Raw genomic sequence first — 16,828 nt, forward strand, 5'->3', positions numbered from 1 at the left:
GCGGGACGGCGCGCTCACTGGTGCAATGGTACATATCATGTGTTACCTTTCCCTCAGGGTGCGGCGCCGCACCGGAACGGATCCGCCGCGGCGACGAGCCCTCGCCTCTGCGATCCCGAGACGGATGCGCGCCGGGCGGCCCGCCCGGCGATCATCGACCCGAGGGGCGCGCCCGCACCTGCCTCGACGTCGAGGAGGCCGTCGCCGAGCACGCCCCCGTCCCCTCTCCTGCCACGACCCCACCGTCCCCGCCGAAGCGGCGACCCCGGGACCTCCCGAAGGAGCACCACCCATGACCGACCGCAAGCCCTGGCACGGGATCATCGTGGCCAGCAGCCTCCCGTTCCGCGAGGACCTGGAGATCGACCACGAGGCCTATGCCGCGGACGTGGCGTGGCTCGCCGAGCAGGGCTGCGACGGCGTCGCCCCCAACGGCTCGCTGGGCGAGTACCAGTCCCTGTCCTGGCAGGAGCGCGACGCGGTGGTGGCCACCGCGATCGACGCCGCCCCGGAGGGGTTCACGGTGATGCCGGGCGTGGGCGCCTACTCCGGCCGCGAGTCCCTGCGCCACGCGCAGGCGGCCCGCGACCTCGGCGCCCAGGCGGTGATGGCCCTGCCGCCCAACGCCTACCGCGCCGACGAGCGGGCGATCCTCGAGCACTTCGAGCTCATCGCCTCCGCCGGGCTGCCGGTGACCGCCTACAACAACCCCCTGGACACCAAGGTCGATCTCACCCCGCGGCTGCTGGCGAAGCTCCACCACGAGGGCCTGGTGGTGGGGGTCAAGGAGTTCAGCGGCGATGTGCGCCGATGCTACGAGCTGGCCGAGCTCGCCCCCGGGATGGACCTCATCATCGGCACCGATGACTCGGTGCTCGAGGTCGGGCTGTGCGGCGCGAAGGGCTGGGTGGCCGGCTTCAGCCAGGTCTTCCCGCAGGCCACCCGCACCCTGTACGAGGCCTCCGTCGCCGGGGACGTCGCCACCGCCCTGCCCCTGTACCGGGAGCTGCACGCCCTGCTGCGCTGGGACACGAAGACGGAGTTCGTGCAGGCCATCAAGATCGGCCAGGAGATGATCGGCCGTGCGCCCCATGCCCGGTGCCGGCCGCCGCGCCAGCCGCTGCTGCCCGAGCAGGAGGCCGAGGTCCGCTCCCTGGTGCAGCGCCACCTCGACGCGGGGCTGCGCTGACATGCGCTCGAGGGTGGCCTACAGCGCCGTCGACTCGCACACCGAGGGCATGCCCACCCGCGTCATCACCGGCGGGGTGGGCACCCTGCCCGGCGCGAGCATGGCCGAGCGGCGCGACCGCTTCGTCGCCGAGCGCGACGGGCTGCGCCGGCTGCTGATGCGCGAGCCGCGCGGGCACGCCGCCATGTCCGGGGCGATCCTGCAGCCGCCCACCGTCCCGGGCGCCGACCACGGCGTGCTGTTCATCGAGGTCAGCGGCGTGCTGCCGATGTGCGGGCACGGCACCATCGGCGTGGCGACCGTGCTGGTGGAGACGGGCATGGTCGAGGTCCGCGAACCGGTCACCGAGATCACCCTGGACACCCCGGCCGGGCTGGTGCCGGTGCGCGTGGCCGTCGAGGACGGCGCCGCCCGGGCCGTCACCCTGCGCAACGTGCCCTCCTTCGCGGTGGACCTCGACGCCCACGTGGAGGTGCCCGGCATCGGCCGCGTGCCCTACGACCTGGCCTTCGGCGGGAACTTCTACGCGATCGTCCGCGCCGAGGACCTGGGCGTGCCCTTCGCCCGGCGCAGCGCCTCCGCACTCACCGCGGCCGGGCTCGCGGTGCTGGACGCGATCGCCGCGCAGCGCCGGGTCGTCCATCCCGAGCGCCCCGACATCGCCGGGGTCCACCACGTGTACGTCGCCGCCCCGGGCTCCGACGCCCGCTCCTCCCGGCACGCGATGGTGATCCGGCCCGGCTGGATCGACCGCTCCCCCTGCGGCACCGGCACCAGCGCCCGCATGGCGCAGCTGCACGCCCGCGGCGAGCTGGCGCTGCGGCAGGACTTCGTCAACGCCTCGCTGATCGGCTCGCGGTTCACCGGCCGCCTGATCGGGACGACCGAGGTCGCCGGGCGCGCGGCGGTGATCCCCGAGATCACCGGCCGCGCCTGGATCACCGGCACGGCGACGTACCTGCTGGACCCCACCGACCCCTACCCGGAGGGCTTCGAGCTGGACGCCGAGGATGACGGGAGCGCCGCCGGCCATGTCTGAGTGCTTCCCCGTCCCGTCCCCGCACGATCCACTACAGTTCCAGGGACGTCACGGGCACCGCCGAGCACGGCTGCCGGGCATCGACGAGCAGAGCGGAGGCACCCATGTCCACCATCGCCGAGGGCGAGGACGCGTGGGACGTGCCGGCGCTCGGGGAGCGGCAGAGCCTGCGCCAGAGCGTGGCCGACTCCCTGCGCGCCCTGGTGATCGCCGGCCGGATGAAGCCCGGGGAGATCTACTCCGCCCCGCGCCTGGCCGCGCAGTTCGGGGTCTCCGCGACGCCGGTGCGCGAGGCGATGCTGGACCTCGTCATGGAGGGGCACATCGAGACGGTGCGCAACAAGGGCTTCCGGGTGCTGGAGCTGTCCCCGCGCGAGCTGGACGAGCTGGCGGAGCTGCGGCGCCTCATCGAGCCGCCGGTGATGGCGCGCATCGCCCGGCGCGTCCCGGGATCGGCGGAGCTCACCGGGCAGGTCGAGGCGCTGCGGGCCGTCGCCCAGGAGATCGTCGCGAGCGCCTCGCGCAGGGACCTCGTGCAGTACATCGACCAGGACCTGCGCTTCCACCTGGACTTCCTGGCCCTGCACGGCAACGACCGCCTGGTCCAGGAGGTGCGGGCCCTGCGGCGCCGCTCGCGGCTGTTCGGCCTGGAGTCCCTGGCCGAGAAGGGCACCCTCGTCTCCCTGGCCCGGGAGCACGAGGAGATGGTGGACCTGGCCCTCGCCGGGGACGCGGCGGGCCTCGAGCAGCTCACCCACCAGCACATCGAGCACGTGCGCCACGAATGGGCGGGCGCGGAGCAGGAGTGAGCGGCTCCGGCGCGGAGGCGGTCCGATGCGGCTGATCATCATCGGCGCCGGGATCCTCGGCAGCGCCTGCGCCTACTTCGCCGCCCGGGCGGGGATCGAGGTGGTGGTCCTGGACCGGGACCTGCCGGCCTCGGGAACGTCCTCGCGCGGCGAGGGGAACCTCCTGCTCTCGGACAAGGAGCTGGGCCCCGAGCTGGCGCTCGCCCGGCTCAGCCTGGACGTGTGGCGCACCGAGCTGGCCGAGTTCGCGCCGCTGTGGGAGTTCGAGGCCAAGGGCGGGGTGATCGTCTCCTCGACCCCCGAGAGCGTCGCCGGCCTCGAGCACCTGGTCGCGACCCAGGCGGAGCACGGGGTGGAGGCCACCTGGCTGGACTCCGCGGCGCTGCGGGAGGCCGAGCCGCACCTGAGCCCCGATGCCCTGGCCGGCGCCCTCTACCCGCAGGACTGCCAGGTCCAGCCGATGCTCGCCGCCGCACACCTGCTGCGCCTGGCCCGGCTCCGCGGCGCGCAGCTGCGCCCCCGCACCCCGGTGACCGGACTGCTGCGCCGCGGCGACGCCGTGACCGGCGTGCGCACCCCCGGCGGGGACCTCGAGGCCGATGCCGTGCTGAACGCCGCCGGCACCGGGGCCTCGGACATCGGCGCGATGGCCGGGGCGAGGATCCCCGTCCTCCCCCGGCGCGGATTCGTGCTGGTCACCCAGCCGCTGCCGCCGATGATCCGCCACAAGGTCTACGCCGCCGAGTACGTCGGGAACGTCGGCTCCTCCGCGGCAGGTCTGCAGTCCTCCCCCGTCGTCGAGGGCACCCCGGCCGGGTCCGTCCTGATCGGCTCCAGCCGGGAGCGGGTGGGCTTCGACCACGCCGTGAGCACGCAGGCCCTCGGCGCGATCGCCCGCGGCGCCGCCGCCCTGTTCCCCGTCCTGGCGGACGTGCGGATCCTCCGGCACTACCACGGGTTCCGCCCCTACTGCCCGGACCATCTGCCGGTGATCGGCCCGGACCCGCGCGCGCCCGGGCTGTGGCACGCCTGCGGGCACGAGGGCGCGGGCATCGGCCTGTCCGTCGGCACGGCCGTGCTGCTCGCCCAGGCCCTCACCGGGCAGCAGACCGCCCTGGATCTCGCACCCTTCTCCCCCGCCCGATTCGAGGAGGCCGCATGAGCCGCCGCCCCGCCCGCTCCCGGGACGCGCAGGCCCCGGCCCCGCGCGAGGTCGCCCTCACGCTCGAGGGCCGGCGGATCACCGCCCCGGAGGGCACCACCGTCGCGGCCGCGCTGATCGCCGCCGGGATCGACGCCTGGCGCACCACCCGCCGGGGCGGCAGGCCGCGCGGCATGTTCTGCGGGATCGGCGTCTGCTACGACTGCCTGCTGCGCATCGACGGATACGCCGACCAGCGCGCCTGCCTGGTCGAGGTCGCCGACGGCATGGTCCTCGGCGAGCCCGGCGCCCCCGCTCCCGACCCCGAGGAGGGCCGATGAGCAGCGACCTGATCGTCATCGGCGCCGGCCCGGCCGGGCTGGCCTGCGCCGTCACCGCGGCCGATGCCGGCATCGCCGTCGCCCTCGTGGACGCGAACCTGCGCCCGGGCGGGCAGTTCTGGCGCCACGGCGCCGCGCACGTGCCCTCCGCGCACGGCCACGGACACCACGGCTGGCGCACCTTCACCCGCCTGCGCGCACGGCTCGCCCACCACGTGGGGACAGGACGGATCGCCGTCCTGCCCGCGACCCACGCCTGGATGATCGAACCGATCGCCGGCGCCGGTGGCCCGGCCGGCTTCCGCGTGCACGTGACCCCCAGCGCCGATGCGAGCGCCGCCCGCACCCCCGGCGGCCCCGGCCCCGGCAGCACCCGCGCGCTCGAGGCCCGGCAGCTGGCCGTGTGCACCGGAGCCTACGACCGGCAGCTGCCGATCCCCGGCTGGGACCTGCCCGGGGTCCTGGCCGCCGGCGGCGCGCAGGCCTTCGTGAAGACCACCGGCACCGCCCCGGGGCGCCGCGCCGTGGTCGCCGGCACCGGACCGTTCCTGCTGCCGGTGGCCGCGGGACTCGCCGATGCGGGCGCGCGCGTGCTGGCCGTCTGCGAGGCCCACGACCCGCGCCGATGGCTCCCGCACGCCCACCGCCTGGCCGCCGCGCCCGAGAAGCTGCTCGAGGGCGCGCAGTACGCGGCCGCCTTCGCCCGCCGCCGCGTGCCCTACCGGCCCCGCACCGCCGTCACCCGCGCCCTGGGCCGGGACCGGCTGGAGGCGGTGGAGATCGCCCGCGTCGACGCCCGCGGCGCCGTCCTGCCCGGCACCGCGCGGCGGATCGACTGCGACCTGCTGGCCCTGGGCTGGGGCTTCACCCCGCTGCTCGAGCTGCCCCTGTCGCTGGGGGCCGCGACCCGCCTCGACGCCGACAGCTCCCTCGTGCTGGAGGTCGACGACGCCGGCCGCACCTCCGTGCCCGGGCTGCTCGCCGCCGGCGAGACCACCGGTGTGGGCGGAGCCGCGCTCGCGCTCGCCGAGGGGCTGCGCATCGGCCGCACCGCCGCCGGGAGGCCCGTCCCGGCGGGCTCGGCGCGGCGCATCGGCCGCCTGCGCGCCGTCGCCGGCGCGATGCACCGCGCCCACCCGCTGCCCGAGGCCTGGCCGGACCTGCTCGAGGAGGACACGGTCGTGTGCCGCTGCGAGGAGGTCGGCGCCGGGGAGATCCTCGCCGCCCGCCGCGATCTCGAGGGGCGGGACATCCGCAGCGCGAAGTCCTTCACCCGGGCGGGCATGGGATGGTGCCAGGGGCGCGAGTGCGCGCTCGCGGTGGGCTGCCTGACCGCCGAGGGCGGGCGCCCCGGCGCCGATGCCCTCGCCGCGGCCTCCCGCCGCCCGCTCTCCGTCCCCGTCACCCTCGGGGCGCTGGCGACCCTCGGGCAGCCCGAGGGCCCCGCCGACGCCTCCGCCGGCGCCCCGGCCCCTGACCGGACCCCGCCCGTCCGCCCCGCTCCGACCACCGGCCCGGCAGCTGCCGGGCTCCCCGACCGAGAGGACACCGCATGACCCGCGACATCCCCGCTCGCCACCCCGACGTCGAGACCGCGGTCGCCGCCGCGGCCGATGCCGCCGACGCCTTCGCCGCCCTGACCCCCGCCCGCCGCGCCGCGGTGCTCGAGCACCTCGCCGACGCCCTCGCCGCGCAGGAGGAGACCCTGGTGCCGATCGCGCGCGCCGAGTCGCACCTGCCCGAGCCGCGGCTGCGCGGCGAGCTGCTGCGCACCTGCTTCCAGCTGCGCCTGTTCGCGGACGTCCTGCGCGAGGGCGCCCACCTCGAGGCCCGCATCGACCACGCCGACCCGGACTGGCCGATGGGCGCGCCCCGCCCCGACCTGCGCCGCGTCCTCGAGCCGATCGGCCCGGTGGCTGTGTTCTCCGCCAGCAACTTCCCCTTCGCCTTCTCCGTCGCCGGCGGGGACACCGCCTCGGCGCTCGCGGCCGGGGACCCCGTCGTGGTCAAGGCGCACCCCGGGCATCCGGAGCTCTCCGACGCCGTCGCCGGGATCCTGCGCGAGGCGCTGGTCGCGCAGGGCCTGCCGGCCGGGGTGCTGGGCGTGGTCCACGGCTTCGAGGCCGGGCCGGCCCTGGTGACGCATCCGCAGATCCGCGCCGCCGGGTTCACGGGGTCCATCCCCGGGGGCCGGGCCCTGTTCGACCTCGCCTGCTCCCGGCCCGAGCCCATCCCCTTCTACGGGGAGCTCGGCTCGAACAACCCCGTCGTCCTCACCCCGGGGGCCGATGCCGCGCGCGCCGAGGAGCTCGCCGCCGGGTTCCTCGGCTCCTTCACCCTGGGCGCCGGGCAGTTCTGCACCAAGCCCGGCACCCTCCTGGTCCCCGCGGGCGCCCGCATCCTGGAGCACCTGCAGCAGGCGGAGCTCCCCGCCGCGCAGGACATGCTGGGCGAGCGGATCGCCGAGGGCTTCGCCGAGACCCTCGCCGCCCTGCGCGAGACCGAGGGCGTCGAGGTGCTGCGGGCGGGAGAGGACGGACGCCCGGCCGCCCCGGCACCGACCCTGCTGCGTACCACCGGCCGGCGCCTGCTCGAGCAGCCCGAGGCGCTCGAGGCGGAGTGCTTCGGCCCGGCGGCGCTGGTGGTCGAGTACGAGGACACCGCCCAGCTGCGGGAGATCGCCCGCAGCTTCACCGGCCAGCTCACCGCCACCCTCCATGCCGAGGAGGACGAGGACGTCGCCGAGCTGCTGGCGATCCTGTCCCGCCGGGCGGGCCGGGTGCTGTGGGGCGGCTGGCCCACCGGCGTCTCCGTCACCCACGCCCAGCAGCACGGCGGCCCGTACCCGGCGAGCACCGCCCCGGGCTCCACCAGCGTGGGCACCGCCGCGATCAGCCGGTTCCTGCGGCCCGTCGCCTACCAGGACCTGCCCGACGTCCTGCTGCCCCCGGCCCTGCAGGAGGCGAACCCGCTGGGGATCCCCCGCCTGGTCGACGGCGAGCGCGTGCCCGGCGCCACGCCCCTGACGCATCGCTGACCGCCTTCCCATCGCGGCGGCGGACGCCGGGGCCTCCTCGGGCGATCTGGCAGGGCTGACCCGGGCGATCAGGCGGGGCGGCGCCGGGCGCGGTGGCGGCGGACGGCGGCGCGGCTCCCGCAGCGGGGCGAGCAGTACCGCTGGGTGCCGTTGCGGGAGGTGTCGACGATGACCCGCGTGCACGGGGCGGCGGCGCAGCGCCCCAGCCGGCCCATGCCGCGGGTGGTGAGGAACAGCGCGGTGCCGACGCCGAGCACGGCCCGCAGGACCAGCGGCAGGTCGTCGTCGCCGTCGCGGTAGTGCAGGTGCCACCCCTCCCCGTGGTGGTCCGTGAGCCGCGGGTAGGCCGAGGCCTCCGCCATGATCGCGTTCAGCAGCGCGGCCCGTTCGGCCTTCGCGTCGGCGTCCACCACCCGCAGCCATTCGTCCAGGACCTCGCGGCAGCGCGCATGATCGCCGGCCCGCTCCGGGAAGGGCATGCTCATGCCGAACTCGCGGGTGCGCGCCACGATGCCGGCGCGATCGGCCGGCCAGTCCTCGGCGAGGGATCGGGCCAGCAGGACCGCGTACTCGCCGTAAGGGTTGAGGTGCATAAGACCATGACACCAGACTGCGGGGCATGATCCCCGCATCGCTCGTGCTGCCCGTGTCCCCGGCCGCGGCGGCCGCCATGGCCCTCACCGCCCTGGTCATGGTCCTCACGCCGGGCCCGAACATGGTCTACCTGGCCTCGCGCAGCATCGGCCAGGGACGCCGAGCAGGGCTCGTGTCTCTCGCGGGGACCGGCACCGGCTTCCTGGCGTACCTGCTGCTGACGGCGCTGGGCCTGGCGGCCGTGCTCGTCGCGGTGCCCTGGCTGTTCATCGGCATCAAGGCGCTCGGCGTCCTCTACCTCGTGCACCTGGCCTGGACGGCGCTGCGCCCGGGAGGGCGGGGCGTGCTCGCGGCGAGCGATCTCCCTCCCGACGGCGCCGGCCGCCTGTTCCGGGCCGGCCTCCTGACGAACCTGCTCAACCCGAAGACCGCGATCCTGTACCTGTCCGTGATCCCGCAGTTCCTCGACCCCTCGCGCGGCGGCGCCCTGCTGCAGGTGCTCGCCCTCGGGCTCGTGCAGATCACGGTGAGCCTCGCGGTGAACGCGTTGATCATCCTGGCCGCGGGCTCGGTCGCCGCCGTCCTCGCGCAGCGTCCGCGCTGGGTGCGGTGGCAGCGCTGGATCTCGGGCACCCTGCTGGGCGCCGTCGCGCTGCTGCTGGCCCGCGAGGTCCCCGCCCGGGCCCGCCTATGACGGGGCGTCTCAGCCCGGCAGGGCCGGCAGGACCAGGCGCTGCCGGGGCTCCTGGTTGCCGGCGCGATCGGTGGCCGCGAACTCGAGGACCTGCTCGGTGTCGGTGAGGGTGCGCACGAAGGCCTCGTGGAAGGTGCCCCAGAAGGTGCCGGGACCCTCCCACTGGATGCGATCCAGGCCCGAGGTCTCGTCCGTCGCGTCCAGGGTGATCTCCCAGGCGCTGCCGAGGTCCTTCACCCGTGCGGTCGAGGCGGGCGGCACGGTGTCCACGGCGACCTCCCGGACCGCGTGGGCGGTCGCGCCGCCGGCCGTGCGCACCCGCGCCTCGATCCGGTGGACGCCCTCGGGCACGGCGATCGGGCCGTGCGCCTCCTGCCATCGCACCGTATCCAGGCGCAGCTCGCGGGCCGCTGCCTCCGCACCGAGGACCTCCAGGTCGGCATGGACCGCGGAGGTGAACCAGCCGCTCGCGGCGGGCTGCGCGTCCAGCACGATCCGCACGGTCGGCGGGATCGCGCGGGCATCCACCGCAGGCAGACGGGCGAGCAGGGCGGACAGCTCGGGCCCGGCAGGCGCAGCGGCCCCGGCCGATGGAGCGGGCTCAGGGGTCAGAGCGGGCTCGGGGGTCGGGGCGGCATCGGGCGCACCGCCGGCTTCGGCACCCGAGCCGTCGATGTCGGCGCGCGCCGCGGCCTCGAGGACGGCCCGGGCCTCGTCCCGGGAGAGCAGCCCCGTGCGCAGGCGCTGCGCGGCGACGTCGAGGACCCGTTCGAGGAAGGCGGCGCGGTCGGCGGGCGCGGGCTCGGCCCACACCTCGGCCAGCAGCGTCGTGCCCTCGGCGCTGCGGCGCTCGGGCACGCCGCTCGCCGTGCCGGCGAAGGCGACCTCGTCATCGGCCGCACGGACATACAGGTGATAGCGGGCTTCCGCACCCGACCAGGTGGGTTCGAAGGGGAGGCCCGCGAGCTCGAGCAGGGGCATGCCCTGCGCGTCGGGCGCGATCCGTGCCCCGGTCAGCGACCCGTCCAGGCGACGCAGCCCGCGCAGGGGCAGGCCCAGCGTCGTGGACTGCTCGCTGCGGGCCAGCCACACGGTGGGCCCCGTCTCGATGCTGTGCAGGTCGGGGTCGTCTATCGTGGGCACGGCGACGGGGGCGGCCGGGAGGTCCAGCTCGACGCGGTCCCCTGCCCGCCAGCGCCGCGGCAGGACGTGGAAGGTGCCGGGCTGGAGGGTCGGCTCCTCCGCGTCAGCGGCCGGGGCGGGACGCGCGGCAGGACCGGTCGATGCCTCCGCGGAGCCGATGCTCGCCGCATCGGCCAGGACCACGCGCACGCGCGCACCCGCCCCCGCCCAGCGCGGGATGCGCAGGTGCAGCGCCACCGCGGAATCGTCGACAGCATCGGCATCCGCATCGGCCGCAGCATCGAGGACCTCGATCTCGGCGCGGCCGCCGAGGGCGCCGGCGGTGCGCACGCGCAGGCGCAGCCCCGCGGTGCGGGCGTCGATATCCGCGTCGGTCAGCAGCGGCAGCCACAGCTGCCCGGGTGCCTCGAGGGCGAGGCCCTCCGGGTAGGTCACGTGGTTCTCGAGGCCCGTGCCGCCGCAGCAGGTGCCGGCGTTGTCGTACTCCCGCACTGCCCCGGGATGCACCGGGAACATGTACGTGACCTCGGGGCTTACCTCGGAGTCGACCGCGCGACGGGAGCCGGCGACCTGGTTGGTCAGCGCGCGCTCGAGGTAGGCGGCGTACTTCTCCTCCCCGGTGCGGGCCAGCAGCAGCCGGGCGAGCTTCACGAGGTCGTAGGCGACGCAGGTCTCGGCGTTGCGATGGCCGATGTCCCCGGCGACGGTGCCGGCCGGACCCCACAGCTCGCTCTCGCCGGAGCCTCCGTGGGCGTACATGCGCCCGGGCACGACCTGGTCGAACAGGGCGATCGCGGTGCGCAGGTACCGGTCCTCCCCGGTGAGGTCGTGCTCGTGCAGGTAGCCGATGAGCTGCGGGAGGTGCTGGTTGGCGTGCATGCCGTCCAGCACGTCGCGGCCCGCGGCGCCGGCCTCCAGCAGGTTCTCCTGGTCGAACATCCGGGCGGTCTCGAGGAACAGTCCCTCGCCGGTGAGGGCGGCCAGCCGCGCGAGGGTCTCGTTCATGCCGCCGAACTCCCCGGCGATGTACAGCGACCACATCCGCTGCCGATGCCCCGGGTCCAGGGGCGCGAGGCGGTGGTGGACCCATCGGCCCATGCCCTCGAGCACCTCGAGGGCGAGGGAGCTGCCCGTGAGCTCGTGGGCGTCCAGCAGGCCGGCCATGATCTTGTGGGTCGTGTAGTACGGCGCCCAGATCTCGCCGTAGGGCGCGAGCTCCTCCAGGCGCGAGAACTGCCATTCGCCGTAGGCGGCGAGGAAGCCCGGGTGGGAGTACCGGCCGGTGGCGGCGAGAGCCTGCTGCACCTCGGCGAGGCCCGCGACCAGCGCGTGGGCCTTCCCGCGCAGCAGCTCCTCGCCGGTGGCGGCATGGGCCTTGGCCAGCATCGACAGGAGGTGCCCGGCGTAGTGGCCGCGCAGCAGGTTGGCGGTGCGGGCCTGCTCGCGGCCGGGGTAGTCCTCGGCGCTCCACGGCTCCTCCTGCGGATGGCCGTGGTCCTCCCAGGTCCCCGGCGGCGGCGCGCCGCGGGTGTCCAGGCCCGCGTTCGCGCGGAACACGGCCAGCGCCCGGTCCACCGGGTAGGTGCGGGCCAGGTGCAGCATCCGCTCCTGCGCCGGGGAGAAGACGCTTGCGGGCGCGAGGGCGACGCGGCCCGGCGGGACCGGGGTGAGGGCCGGGGCGGCGCCGGTCACGGGGCCTCCCCGAGCCGGGCCCGGGTCCACTCCTGGATGCCCTCGGCGTCGATGGGCAGCGCCCGGCTGAGCACCTCGGAGCCGGTCTCGGTGACCAGCACGTCGTCCTCGAGGCGGACGCCGATGCCGCGCAGCTCCGGCGGGACGGTGAGGTCGTGGGCATGGAAGTACAGCCCCGGCTCGACGGTCATCACCACGCCCGGGGCGAGCGGCGCGCCCATGTATTCCTCGTACCGGCTGCGGGAGCAGTCGTGCACGTCCAGGCCCAGGTGGTGGCCGGTGCCGCAGACGATGTAGCGCCGATGATGCTGGCCCTGCGGGGACAGCGCCTCGTCCACGGACACCGGCAGCACGCCCCAGTCGTGCAGGCCCTGGGCGAGGACCTCCATCGCCGCGTAGTGGAAGTCGAGGTACCCGGTGCCGGGGCTGATCTGCGCGAGGCCGGCGCGGTGGGAGGCCTCCACGAGGTCGTGGACCTGCCGCTCGGCGGCGGTGAAGGTGCCCGAGGCGGGGACGGTGCGGGTGACATCGGCCGTGTAGAGGCTGCGGGCCTCCACGCCCATGTCCAGCAGGATCGAGGCGTCCGGCAGGATCGGCCCGTCGCAGCGGACCCAGTGCAGCACGGGGGCGTGCGGGCCGGAGCCGACGATCGTCGAGTAGCCGGGGCCGTTGCCGTGGGTGCGGGCGTGCCGGTCGAAGGTTCCCTGCAGCCAGCGCTCCCCGAGGCCCTCGGAGATGGCCCGTGGGATCTCCCGGACCACGGCCGCGAAGCCGTCGACGGAGGCGTCGACCGCCGCGCGCAGCTGGGCGACCTCCCACGCGTCCTTGATCATGCGCAGGTCCGACAGGGTGCGGTCCAGCTCCGCATCGGACTGCAGCCCCAGCTCGCGGGCGAGCTCCTGCGGGACCGAGGCGGCGGCGGATCCGCCGGCCAGCTCCCCGGACCGCTCGGCGAGCGCGGCACGGGGGCGCACCGCGAGGTCGAGCGCCTCGGCCCACTCCTCGAGCCCCGGGGAGGCGCCGACCCGCAGCTCCCCGTGCAGGGCGTCGCCGAAGAACCCCGTCTCCCCCGGCCGGAAGGGCGGCGGCAGGTGGAGGACGGCGTCGTGGCCGCCGGCGACGGGGGTCATCACCAGCACGGCGCCCTCGGCCTGGCAGCCGGTGGCCCAGACGAAGGAGCTGTCGGGGCGGAAGAGGTAAGCGCAGTCGTCGTTGCGGATCGGCGCGGTGCCGGAGGCGAGGACGAGGGTCCTCCCGGGCAGTGCGGCGCTGAGCCGGGCGCGATGCTCCGCGGCCGCCCGCGCGGTGCCGGGCACCAGGTCGGGGCGCACGGCCGGGGCGTCCCAGCCCTGGGCGATGTGCGCGGTGAAGGCGGGCACCTCCGCCAGGCGCGGGGCGCGGGTGCCGGCATGGGGCGGGCGGGCCGGGCCGGCGGCAGGAGGCGCAGGGGCGGCAGGGGCGTCGGTCATCGGGTCTCTCCTTCTCGGTCGCGGACCCGCGTGCGCAGGGTCCGATCCACCAGCTCGCGGACGAGGGCCGCGATGCTCCCGGTCACCGCAGCCGTCGCGACTCTGGTGTGCAATGTTACATACCATCACACCCTCTCGAACAGCCCCCGCGCCCGCCCCGCCCGAAACCTCGACATCCCGCGCGGCGAAACCTAGTCTGAAACATGCAGTGCTGGCGGGCGCCCACCGGGGACCCCGCATTCACGACGGAGTGATGCCATGCGCGATCGACCGATCTCCCGCCCCACGCTGACACGCCGCGGCGCTCTGGGCGCGGGAGCCCTGGCCGCCTCATCGGCCCTCGCCGGATGCTCCTCGCCCCTGGCCGCCGGACTCCTGGGCAGCGAGCTCTCCCCCGGCACCCTGGTGTACTGGAACCTCTTCGGCGGCGGCGACGGCGGCCGCATGAAGTCGATGGAGGACGTCTACCGCCAGGAGCAGGGCGATCCCTCCTCCCTCCAGGCCACCACCTTCGCCTGGGGCAACCCGTACTACTCCAAGGTCACCCTCGCCACCGTCGGCAACCAGCCGCCCGATGTCGCGATCGCCCACCTCACCCGCGCCAAGCCCCTGTGGGACGGCGGGCTGCTGGAGGCGATCACCGAGGAGGACCTCGCCGGGGTGGGCCTCAGCTCCGCCGACTTCAACGCCAAGGCGTGGCAGGCCCAGGTCACCGACGGGAAGAACGTCGCGATCCCCCTCGACACGCACCCGTTCGTCATGTTCTTCAACCGGGCGGTGCTGGAGCCGGCCGGGCTGCTGGAACCCGACGGCCGCATCACGGACCTCAGCGGCATCGACACCTTCGAGGCCGCCCTCGCGGAGATCAGCGCCGTCACCGGCGGGATCGCCCTGGCGGTCGCGAACGTCAGCGAGAACGCGACGCCCTGGCGCTTCTTCTGGTCGCTGTACAACCAGTACGACGGCGCCGCGCCCTTCCTCGCCGACGGCGGCACCTCCATCACCGTGGACGAGGAGATCTTCTCCGACATCATGCACCGCGTGGAGACATGGGTGGAGAACGGGTGGCTGAACCGCACCCTGGACTACGCCGGCTCCCAGACGGAGATGTTCGTCGGCAACGCCGGTCTCTACCTGCAGGGCGAATGGGAGATCTCCACCGCCCAGTCCATCGAGGGCCTCGACTTCGGCATGGCCCCCATCCCGACCCTCTTCGACCGGCCCGCCACCCAGGGCGACTCGCACACCTTCATCCTGCCGCGCAAGGACCGCAGTCCCGAGGACCGCGCCCGCGCGATGGGCTTCATCGCCTCGCTGCTGAAGCAGTCGATGACCTGGGCCGAGGGCGGGCACGTGCCCACCTACCTGCCCACCTTCGAGAGCGCCGAGTACACGGCGCTGCTACCGCAGGCCGACTACGCCTCCGCCGCGGACAACACCTACTACGACGACCCCGCCTGGTACGGCGGCTCCGGCTCGACCTTCGAGAACACCGTGGGCCCGCAGCTGGGGCTGGTCCAGCAGGGCACGCAGTCGCCCGAGGACGCGCTGGCCCACATCAGGGCGCAGCTCGACGTCTACCTGTCCACCCCCAGCCCCCTCTGACCGGAAGGCACCGAGATGACCGTCGCCGCTGCACCGCGGACCGCCGCGGGAACATCACGCCGAGGCTCCGGCCGGGGCCCCTGGCTGTTCCTGGCCCCCTTCGGCCTGTTCTACCTCGCCTTCCTGCTCTGGCCGACGATCTGGATGTTCATCGCCAGCTTCTTCCACACCTCCACGGTGCGCGCGGGCCTGGGCAGCTTCGCCGGACTGGACAACTACACCGAGATGTTCAGCAGGTCCGATTTCTGGTCCTCGCTCTGGCACACCCTCCAGTTCACGCTCTACACGGTCCCGCCGCTGGTGATCCTCGCGTTCGTCCTGGCGGTCCTCACCAACCGCCTGCGCAGCGGGCAGTGGTTCTTCCGCCTCGCCTTCTTCCTGCCGTTCATCCTGCCCTCGGCGACGATCTCCCTGATCTGGGTCTTCATCTTCACCCCGGGCACCGGCCTGTGGGCCTCCGTGCAGGACCTGCTGGGGCCGACCCCGGCCGCCGGCATGCTCACCGACCCCCGCACCGCGATGATCGGCATCGCGATCGCGACGGTGTGGTGGACCATCGGCTTCAACTTCGTGCTCTACCTCGCGGGCCTGCAGGACATCCCGCGGGAGCTGTACGAGGCCGCCGCCGTCGACGGCGCCTCCCCGGGCCAGCAGATCCTGCGCATCACCTTGCCGCTGCTGAACCGCACCACGACGCTCGTGATCCTGCTGCAGATCATCGCCAGCCTGAAGATCTTCGACCAGGTCTTCCTCATGACCGCCGGCGGGCCCGGCATCTCCACCCGCGTCTCGCTGCAGCTCATCACCGACACCGCGTTCACCGACAACCGGATCGGCGCGGCCTCGGCCGCCTCGGTGCTGCTGTTCTTCATCATCGTCGCCATCGCCGTGATCCGGCAGGTGGCCGAGTCCATGGCGTCCCGGCGCGCCGGGGAGGTCTGAGACATGTCCGCCACCGCACCCCCTTCCGGCATGAAAGGCGCGATCAGCGCCGCCGCCCCGGTGCAGCGCCCGGCCCGGCCCGGCTCCTCCAGCGGGAGCACCTTCCGGATCGTCTCCGCGATCGTGCTGGCGGTCTTCGCCGTCCTGTGGCTGGTGCCGAGCCTGTTCGCCCTGAAGACCTCGCTGTCCGACAACGGCACCGCGGCTCTCGGCGCGGCGGAGATCCTCCAGGACTGGAGCCCGACGTTCTACTCCTACGCCACGCTGCTGGGCGCCGGGGACATCTGGAACTGGTACCTCGCCAGTGCCATCACCTCGATCCTCACCACGGTGCTCACGCTGCTGCTGGCCTCCATGTGCGCCTTCGCGCTCTCGCGGCTGGTCTTCCGCGGCCGCAACGCCGTGATGCTGCTGATCCTGCTGGGCATCATGATCCCCGGCCAGGTCCTCGTGGTGCCGACCTTCCAGATGCTCGGCTGGATGAACCTGCTGAACACCTACTGGGCGGTGATCTTCCCGCAGGTGCCGGCGGTGATCGCGGTCTTCATCTTCAAGCAGTTCTTCGACGGGATCCCCCGGGAGCTCGAGGAGGCCGCCCGCATCGACGGCGCCGGCCTGTGGAAGATCTACTGGCGCGTCATCATGCCGCTGTCGCGGCCGGTGATCGCCGCCGTCGCGGTGCTGACCTTCGTGGGCGTGTGGAACAACCTCATGCTCCCGCTGTTCGTCATCTCCAACCCGGATCTCATGACGATCCCCGTCGGCCTCGCCACGGTGCAGGGCTCCTTCGGGCAGCGCTACGCCGACATCCAGGCCGGGGCCATCCTCGCCGCCCTGCCGCTGGTCGCCCTGTACCTCGTCTTCCAGCGCCAGATCGTCGAGGGCGTGACCGGCACCGGCCTGAAGGGCTGACCTGGCGAGCCGGCGAGTGCCGGGTGGCGAGCCGCCGAGGTGCCGATCCGGGCTCGGAATCCGGCACTCGTGGCCCCCACGGCACTGCCCGCCCGTCGCGCGGTCGGCGCGGCGGGCGGGCAGGGGCCGGGAGACATCGGCTCGCCGAGTGCCGGGTGGCGAGCCGCAGAGGGGCCGATCCGGGCTCGTAATCCGGCACTCGTCGGCCCACACGGCACTGC

Annotated in this window: 14 protein-coding genes; 11 read left to right on the forward strand and 3 right to left on the reverse strand. The window is 74.6% G+C overall.

Features of this window, described 5'->3' with window-relative positions; genetic code table 11:
• The first annotated feature begins 292 nt into the window (after window positions 1–292).
• The 7 genes from BF93_RS14215 (at window position 293) to BF93_RS14245 (ending at window position 7,556) form a co-directional block, all read left to right on the forward strand.
• A complete protein-coding gene (locus tag BF93_RS14215) occupies window positions 293–1,189 on the forward strand; it encodes a dihydrodipicolinate synthase family protein (protein WP_038373503.1) in 897 nt (298 codons plus the stop codon).
• Window position 1,190: 1 nt separating this feature from the next.
• The gene (locus BF93_RS14220) at window positions 1,191–2,228 is read left to right on the forward strand and encodes a proline racemase family protein (RefSeq protein ID WP_051486984.1); all 1,038 of its coding nucleotides are present in this window, start codon (window positions 1,191–1,193) and stop codon (window positions 2,226–2,228) included.
• 104 nt (window positions 2,229–2,332) lie between these two features.
• Complete coding sequence (locus BF93_RS14225) at window positions 2,333–3,037, forward strand: GntR family transcriptional regulator (RefSeq protein WP_051486985.1); 705 nt, start codon at window positions 2,333–2,335, stop codon at window positions 3,035–3,037.
• Between the two features lie 25 nt (window positions 3,038–3,062).
• Complete coding sequence (locus BF93_RS14230; protein ID WP_038373504.1) at window positions 3,063–4,199, forward strand: NAD(P)/FAD-dependent oxidoreductase; 1,137 nt, start codon at window positions 3,063–3,065, stop codon at window positions 4,197–4,199.
• Window positions 4,196–4,519, forward strand: coding sequence for a (2Fe-2S)-binding protein (locus tag BF93_RS14235; protein ID WP_051486986.1), 324 nt, complete (start codon window positions 4,196–4,198; stop codon window positions 4,517–4,519). Before BF93_RS14230 ends, BF93_RS14235 begins: the two co-directional genes overlap by 4 nt.
• A complete protein-coding gene (locus BF93_RS14240; protein WP_084148569.1) occupies window positions 4,516–6,075 on the forward strand; it encodes an NAD(P)/FAD-dependent oxidoreductase in 1,560 nt (519 codons plus the stop codon). The genes BF93_RS14235 and BF93_RS14240 overlap by 4 nt, the downstream gene beginning before the upstream one ends.
• Complete coding sequence (locus tag BF93_RS14245) at window positions 6,072–7,556, forward strand: aldehyde dehydrogenase (NADP(+)) (protein ID WP_038373505.1); 1,485 nt, start codon at window positions 6,072–6,074, stop codon at window positions 7,554–7,556. The genes BF93_RS14240 and BF93_RS14245 overlap by 4 nt, the downstream gene beginning before the upstream one ends.
• A 68-nt stretch (window positions 7,557–7,624) precedes the next feature.
• Here the strand turns inward: BF93_RS14245 and BF93_RS14250 are convergent, their stop codons facing one another.
• Complete coding sequence (locus BF93_RS14250) at window positions 7,625–8,149, reverse strand: CGNR zinc finger domain-containing protein (protein WP_038373507.1); 525 nt, start codon at window positions 8,147–8,149, stop codon at window positions 7,625–7,627.
• Between the two features lie 26 nt (window positions 8,150–8,175).
• Between BF93_RS14250 and BF93_RS14255 the strand changes: the two genes are divergently transcribed.
• Window positions 8,176–8,844, forward strand: coding sequence for a LysE family translocator (locus BF93_RS14255; protein ID WP_051486987.1), 669 nt, complete (start codon window positions 8,176–8,178; stop codon window positions 8,842–8,844).
• 9 nt (window positions 8,845–8,853) lie between these two features.
• On the opposite strand, the gene BF93_RS14260 is transcribed toward BF93_RS14255, so the two are convergent.
• The gene (locus tag BF93_RS14260; protein ID WP_051486988.1) at window positions 8,854–11,679 is read right to left on the reverse strand and encodes a beta-L-arabinofuranosidase domain-containing protein; all 2,826 of its coding nucleotides are present in this window, start codon (window positions 11,677–11,679) and stop codon (window positions 8,854–8,856) included.
• Window positions 11,676–13,148, reverse strand: coding sequence for an aminopeptidase P family protein (locus tag BF93_RS14265; RefSeq protein ID WP_051486989.1), 1,473 nt, complete (start codon window positions 13,146–13,148; stop codon window positions 11,676–11,678). The genes BF93_RS14260 and BF93_RS14265 overlap by 4 nt, the downstream gene beginning before the upstream one ends.
• A gap of 258 nt (window positions 13,149–13,406) precedes the next feature.
• Here BF93_RS14265 and BF93_RS14270 point away from each other — a divergent pair, with 258 nt between their 5' ends.
• Genes BF93_RS14270 through BF93_RS14280 form a run of 3 tightly spaced genes read left to right on the forward strand, consistent with a single transcriptional unit; the run spans window position 13,407 to window position 16,607 of the window.
• Entirely contained in the window at window positions 13,407–14,753 is a 1,347-nt protein-coding gene (locus BF93_RS14270; protein WP_051486990.1) for an extracellular solute-binding protein, read from the forward strand.
• A gap of 15 nt (window positions 14,754–14,768) precedes the next feature.
• Window positions 14,769–15,695: a carbohydrate ABC transporter permease gene (locus BF93_RS14275; protein WP_038373508.1), complete on the forward strand. Its 927-nt coding sequence runs from the start codon at window positions 14,769–14,771 to the stop codon at window positions 15,693–15,695.
• Window positions 15,696–15,725: 30 nt separating this feature from the next.
• Window positions 15,726–16,607, forward strand: a complete 882-nt coding sequence (locus tag BF93_RS14280; protein WP_156954153.1) for a carbohydrate ABC transporter permease — start codon at window positions 15,726–15,728, stop codon at window positions 16,605–16,607.
• Window positions 16,608–16,828: the final 221 nt, after the last annotated feature.

This window comes from Brachybacterium phenoliresistens (assembly GCF_000576425.1).
Classification (GTDB): domain Bacteria; phylum Actinomycetota; class Actinomycetes; order Actinomycetales; family Dermabacteraceae; genus Brachybacterium; species Brachybacterium phenoliresistens.

Bases quoted from the DNA above. Each gene is read 5' to 3' on its own strand.
- BF93_RS14270 (WP_051486990.1), top strand. From the start codon at position 13,407: ATGCGCGATCGACCGATCTCCCGCCCCACGCTGACACGCCGCGGCGCT.
- BF93_RS14255 (WP_051486987.1), top strand. From the start codon at position 8,176: ATGATCCCCGCATCGCTCGTGCTGCCCGTGTCCCCGGCCGCGGCGGCC.
- BF93_RS14240 (WP_084148569.1), top strand. From the start codon at position 4,516: ATGAGCAGCGACCTGATCGTCATCGGCGCCGGCCCGGCCGGGCTGGCC.
- BF93_RS14245 (WP_038373505.1), top strand. From the start codon at position 6,072: ATGACCCGCGACATCCCCGCTCGCCACCCCGACGTCGAGACCGCGGTC.
- BF93_RS14220 (WP_051486984.1), top strand. From the start codon at position 1,191: ATGCGCTCGAGGGTGGCCTACAGCGCCGTCGACTCGCACACCGAGGGC.
- BF93_RS14275 (WP_038373508.1), top strand. From the start codon at position 14,769: ATGACCGTCGCCGCTGCACCGCGGACCGCCGCGGGAACATCACGCCGA.
- BF93_RS14280 (WP_156954153.1), top strand. From the start codon at position 15,726: ATGAAAGGCGCGATCAGCGCCGCCGCCCCGGTGCAGCGCCCGGCCCGG.
- BF93_RS14225 (WP_051486985.1), top strand. From the start codon at position 2,333: ATGTCCACCATCGCCGAGGGCGAGGACGCGTGGGACGTGCCGGCGCTC.
- BF93_RS14265 (WP_051486989.1), bottom strand. From the start codon at position 13,148: ATGACCGACGCCCCTGCCGCCCCTGCGCCTCCTGCCGCCGGCCCGGCC.
- BF93_RS14235 (WP_051486986.1), top strand. From the start codon at position 4,196: ATGAGCCGCCGCCCCGCCCGCTCCCGGGACGCGCAGGCCCCGGCCCCG.
- BF93_RS14230 (WP_038373504.1), top strand. From the start codon at position 3,063: ATGCGGCTGATCATCATCGGCGCCGGGATCCTCGGCAGCGCCTGCGCC.
- BF93_RS14215 (WP_038373503.1), top strand. From the start codon at position 293: ATGACCGACCGCAAGCCCTGGCACGGGATCATCGTGGCCAGCAGCCTC.
- BF93_RS14250 (WP_038373507.1), bottom strand. From the start codon at position 8,149: ATGCACCTCAACCCTTACGGCGAGTACGCGGTCCTGCTGGCCCGATCC.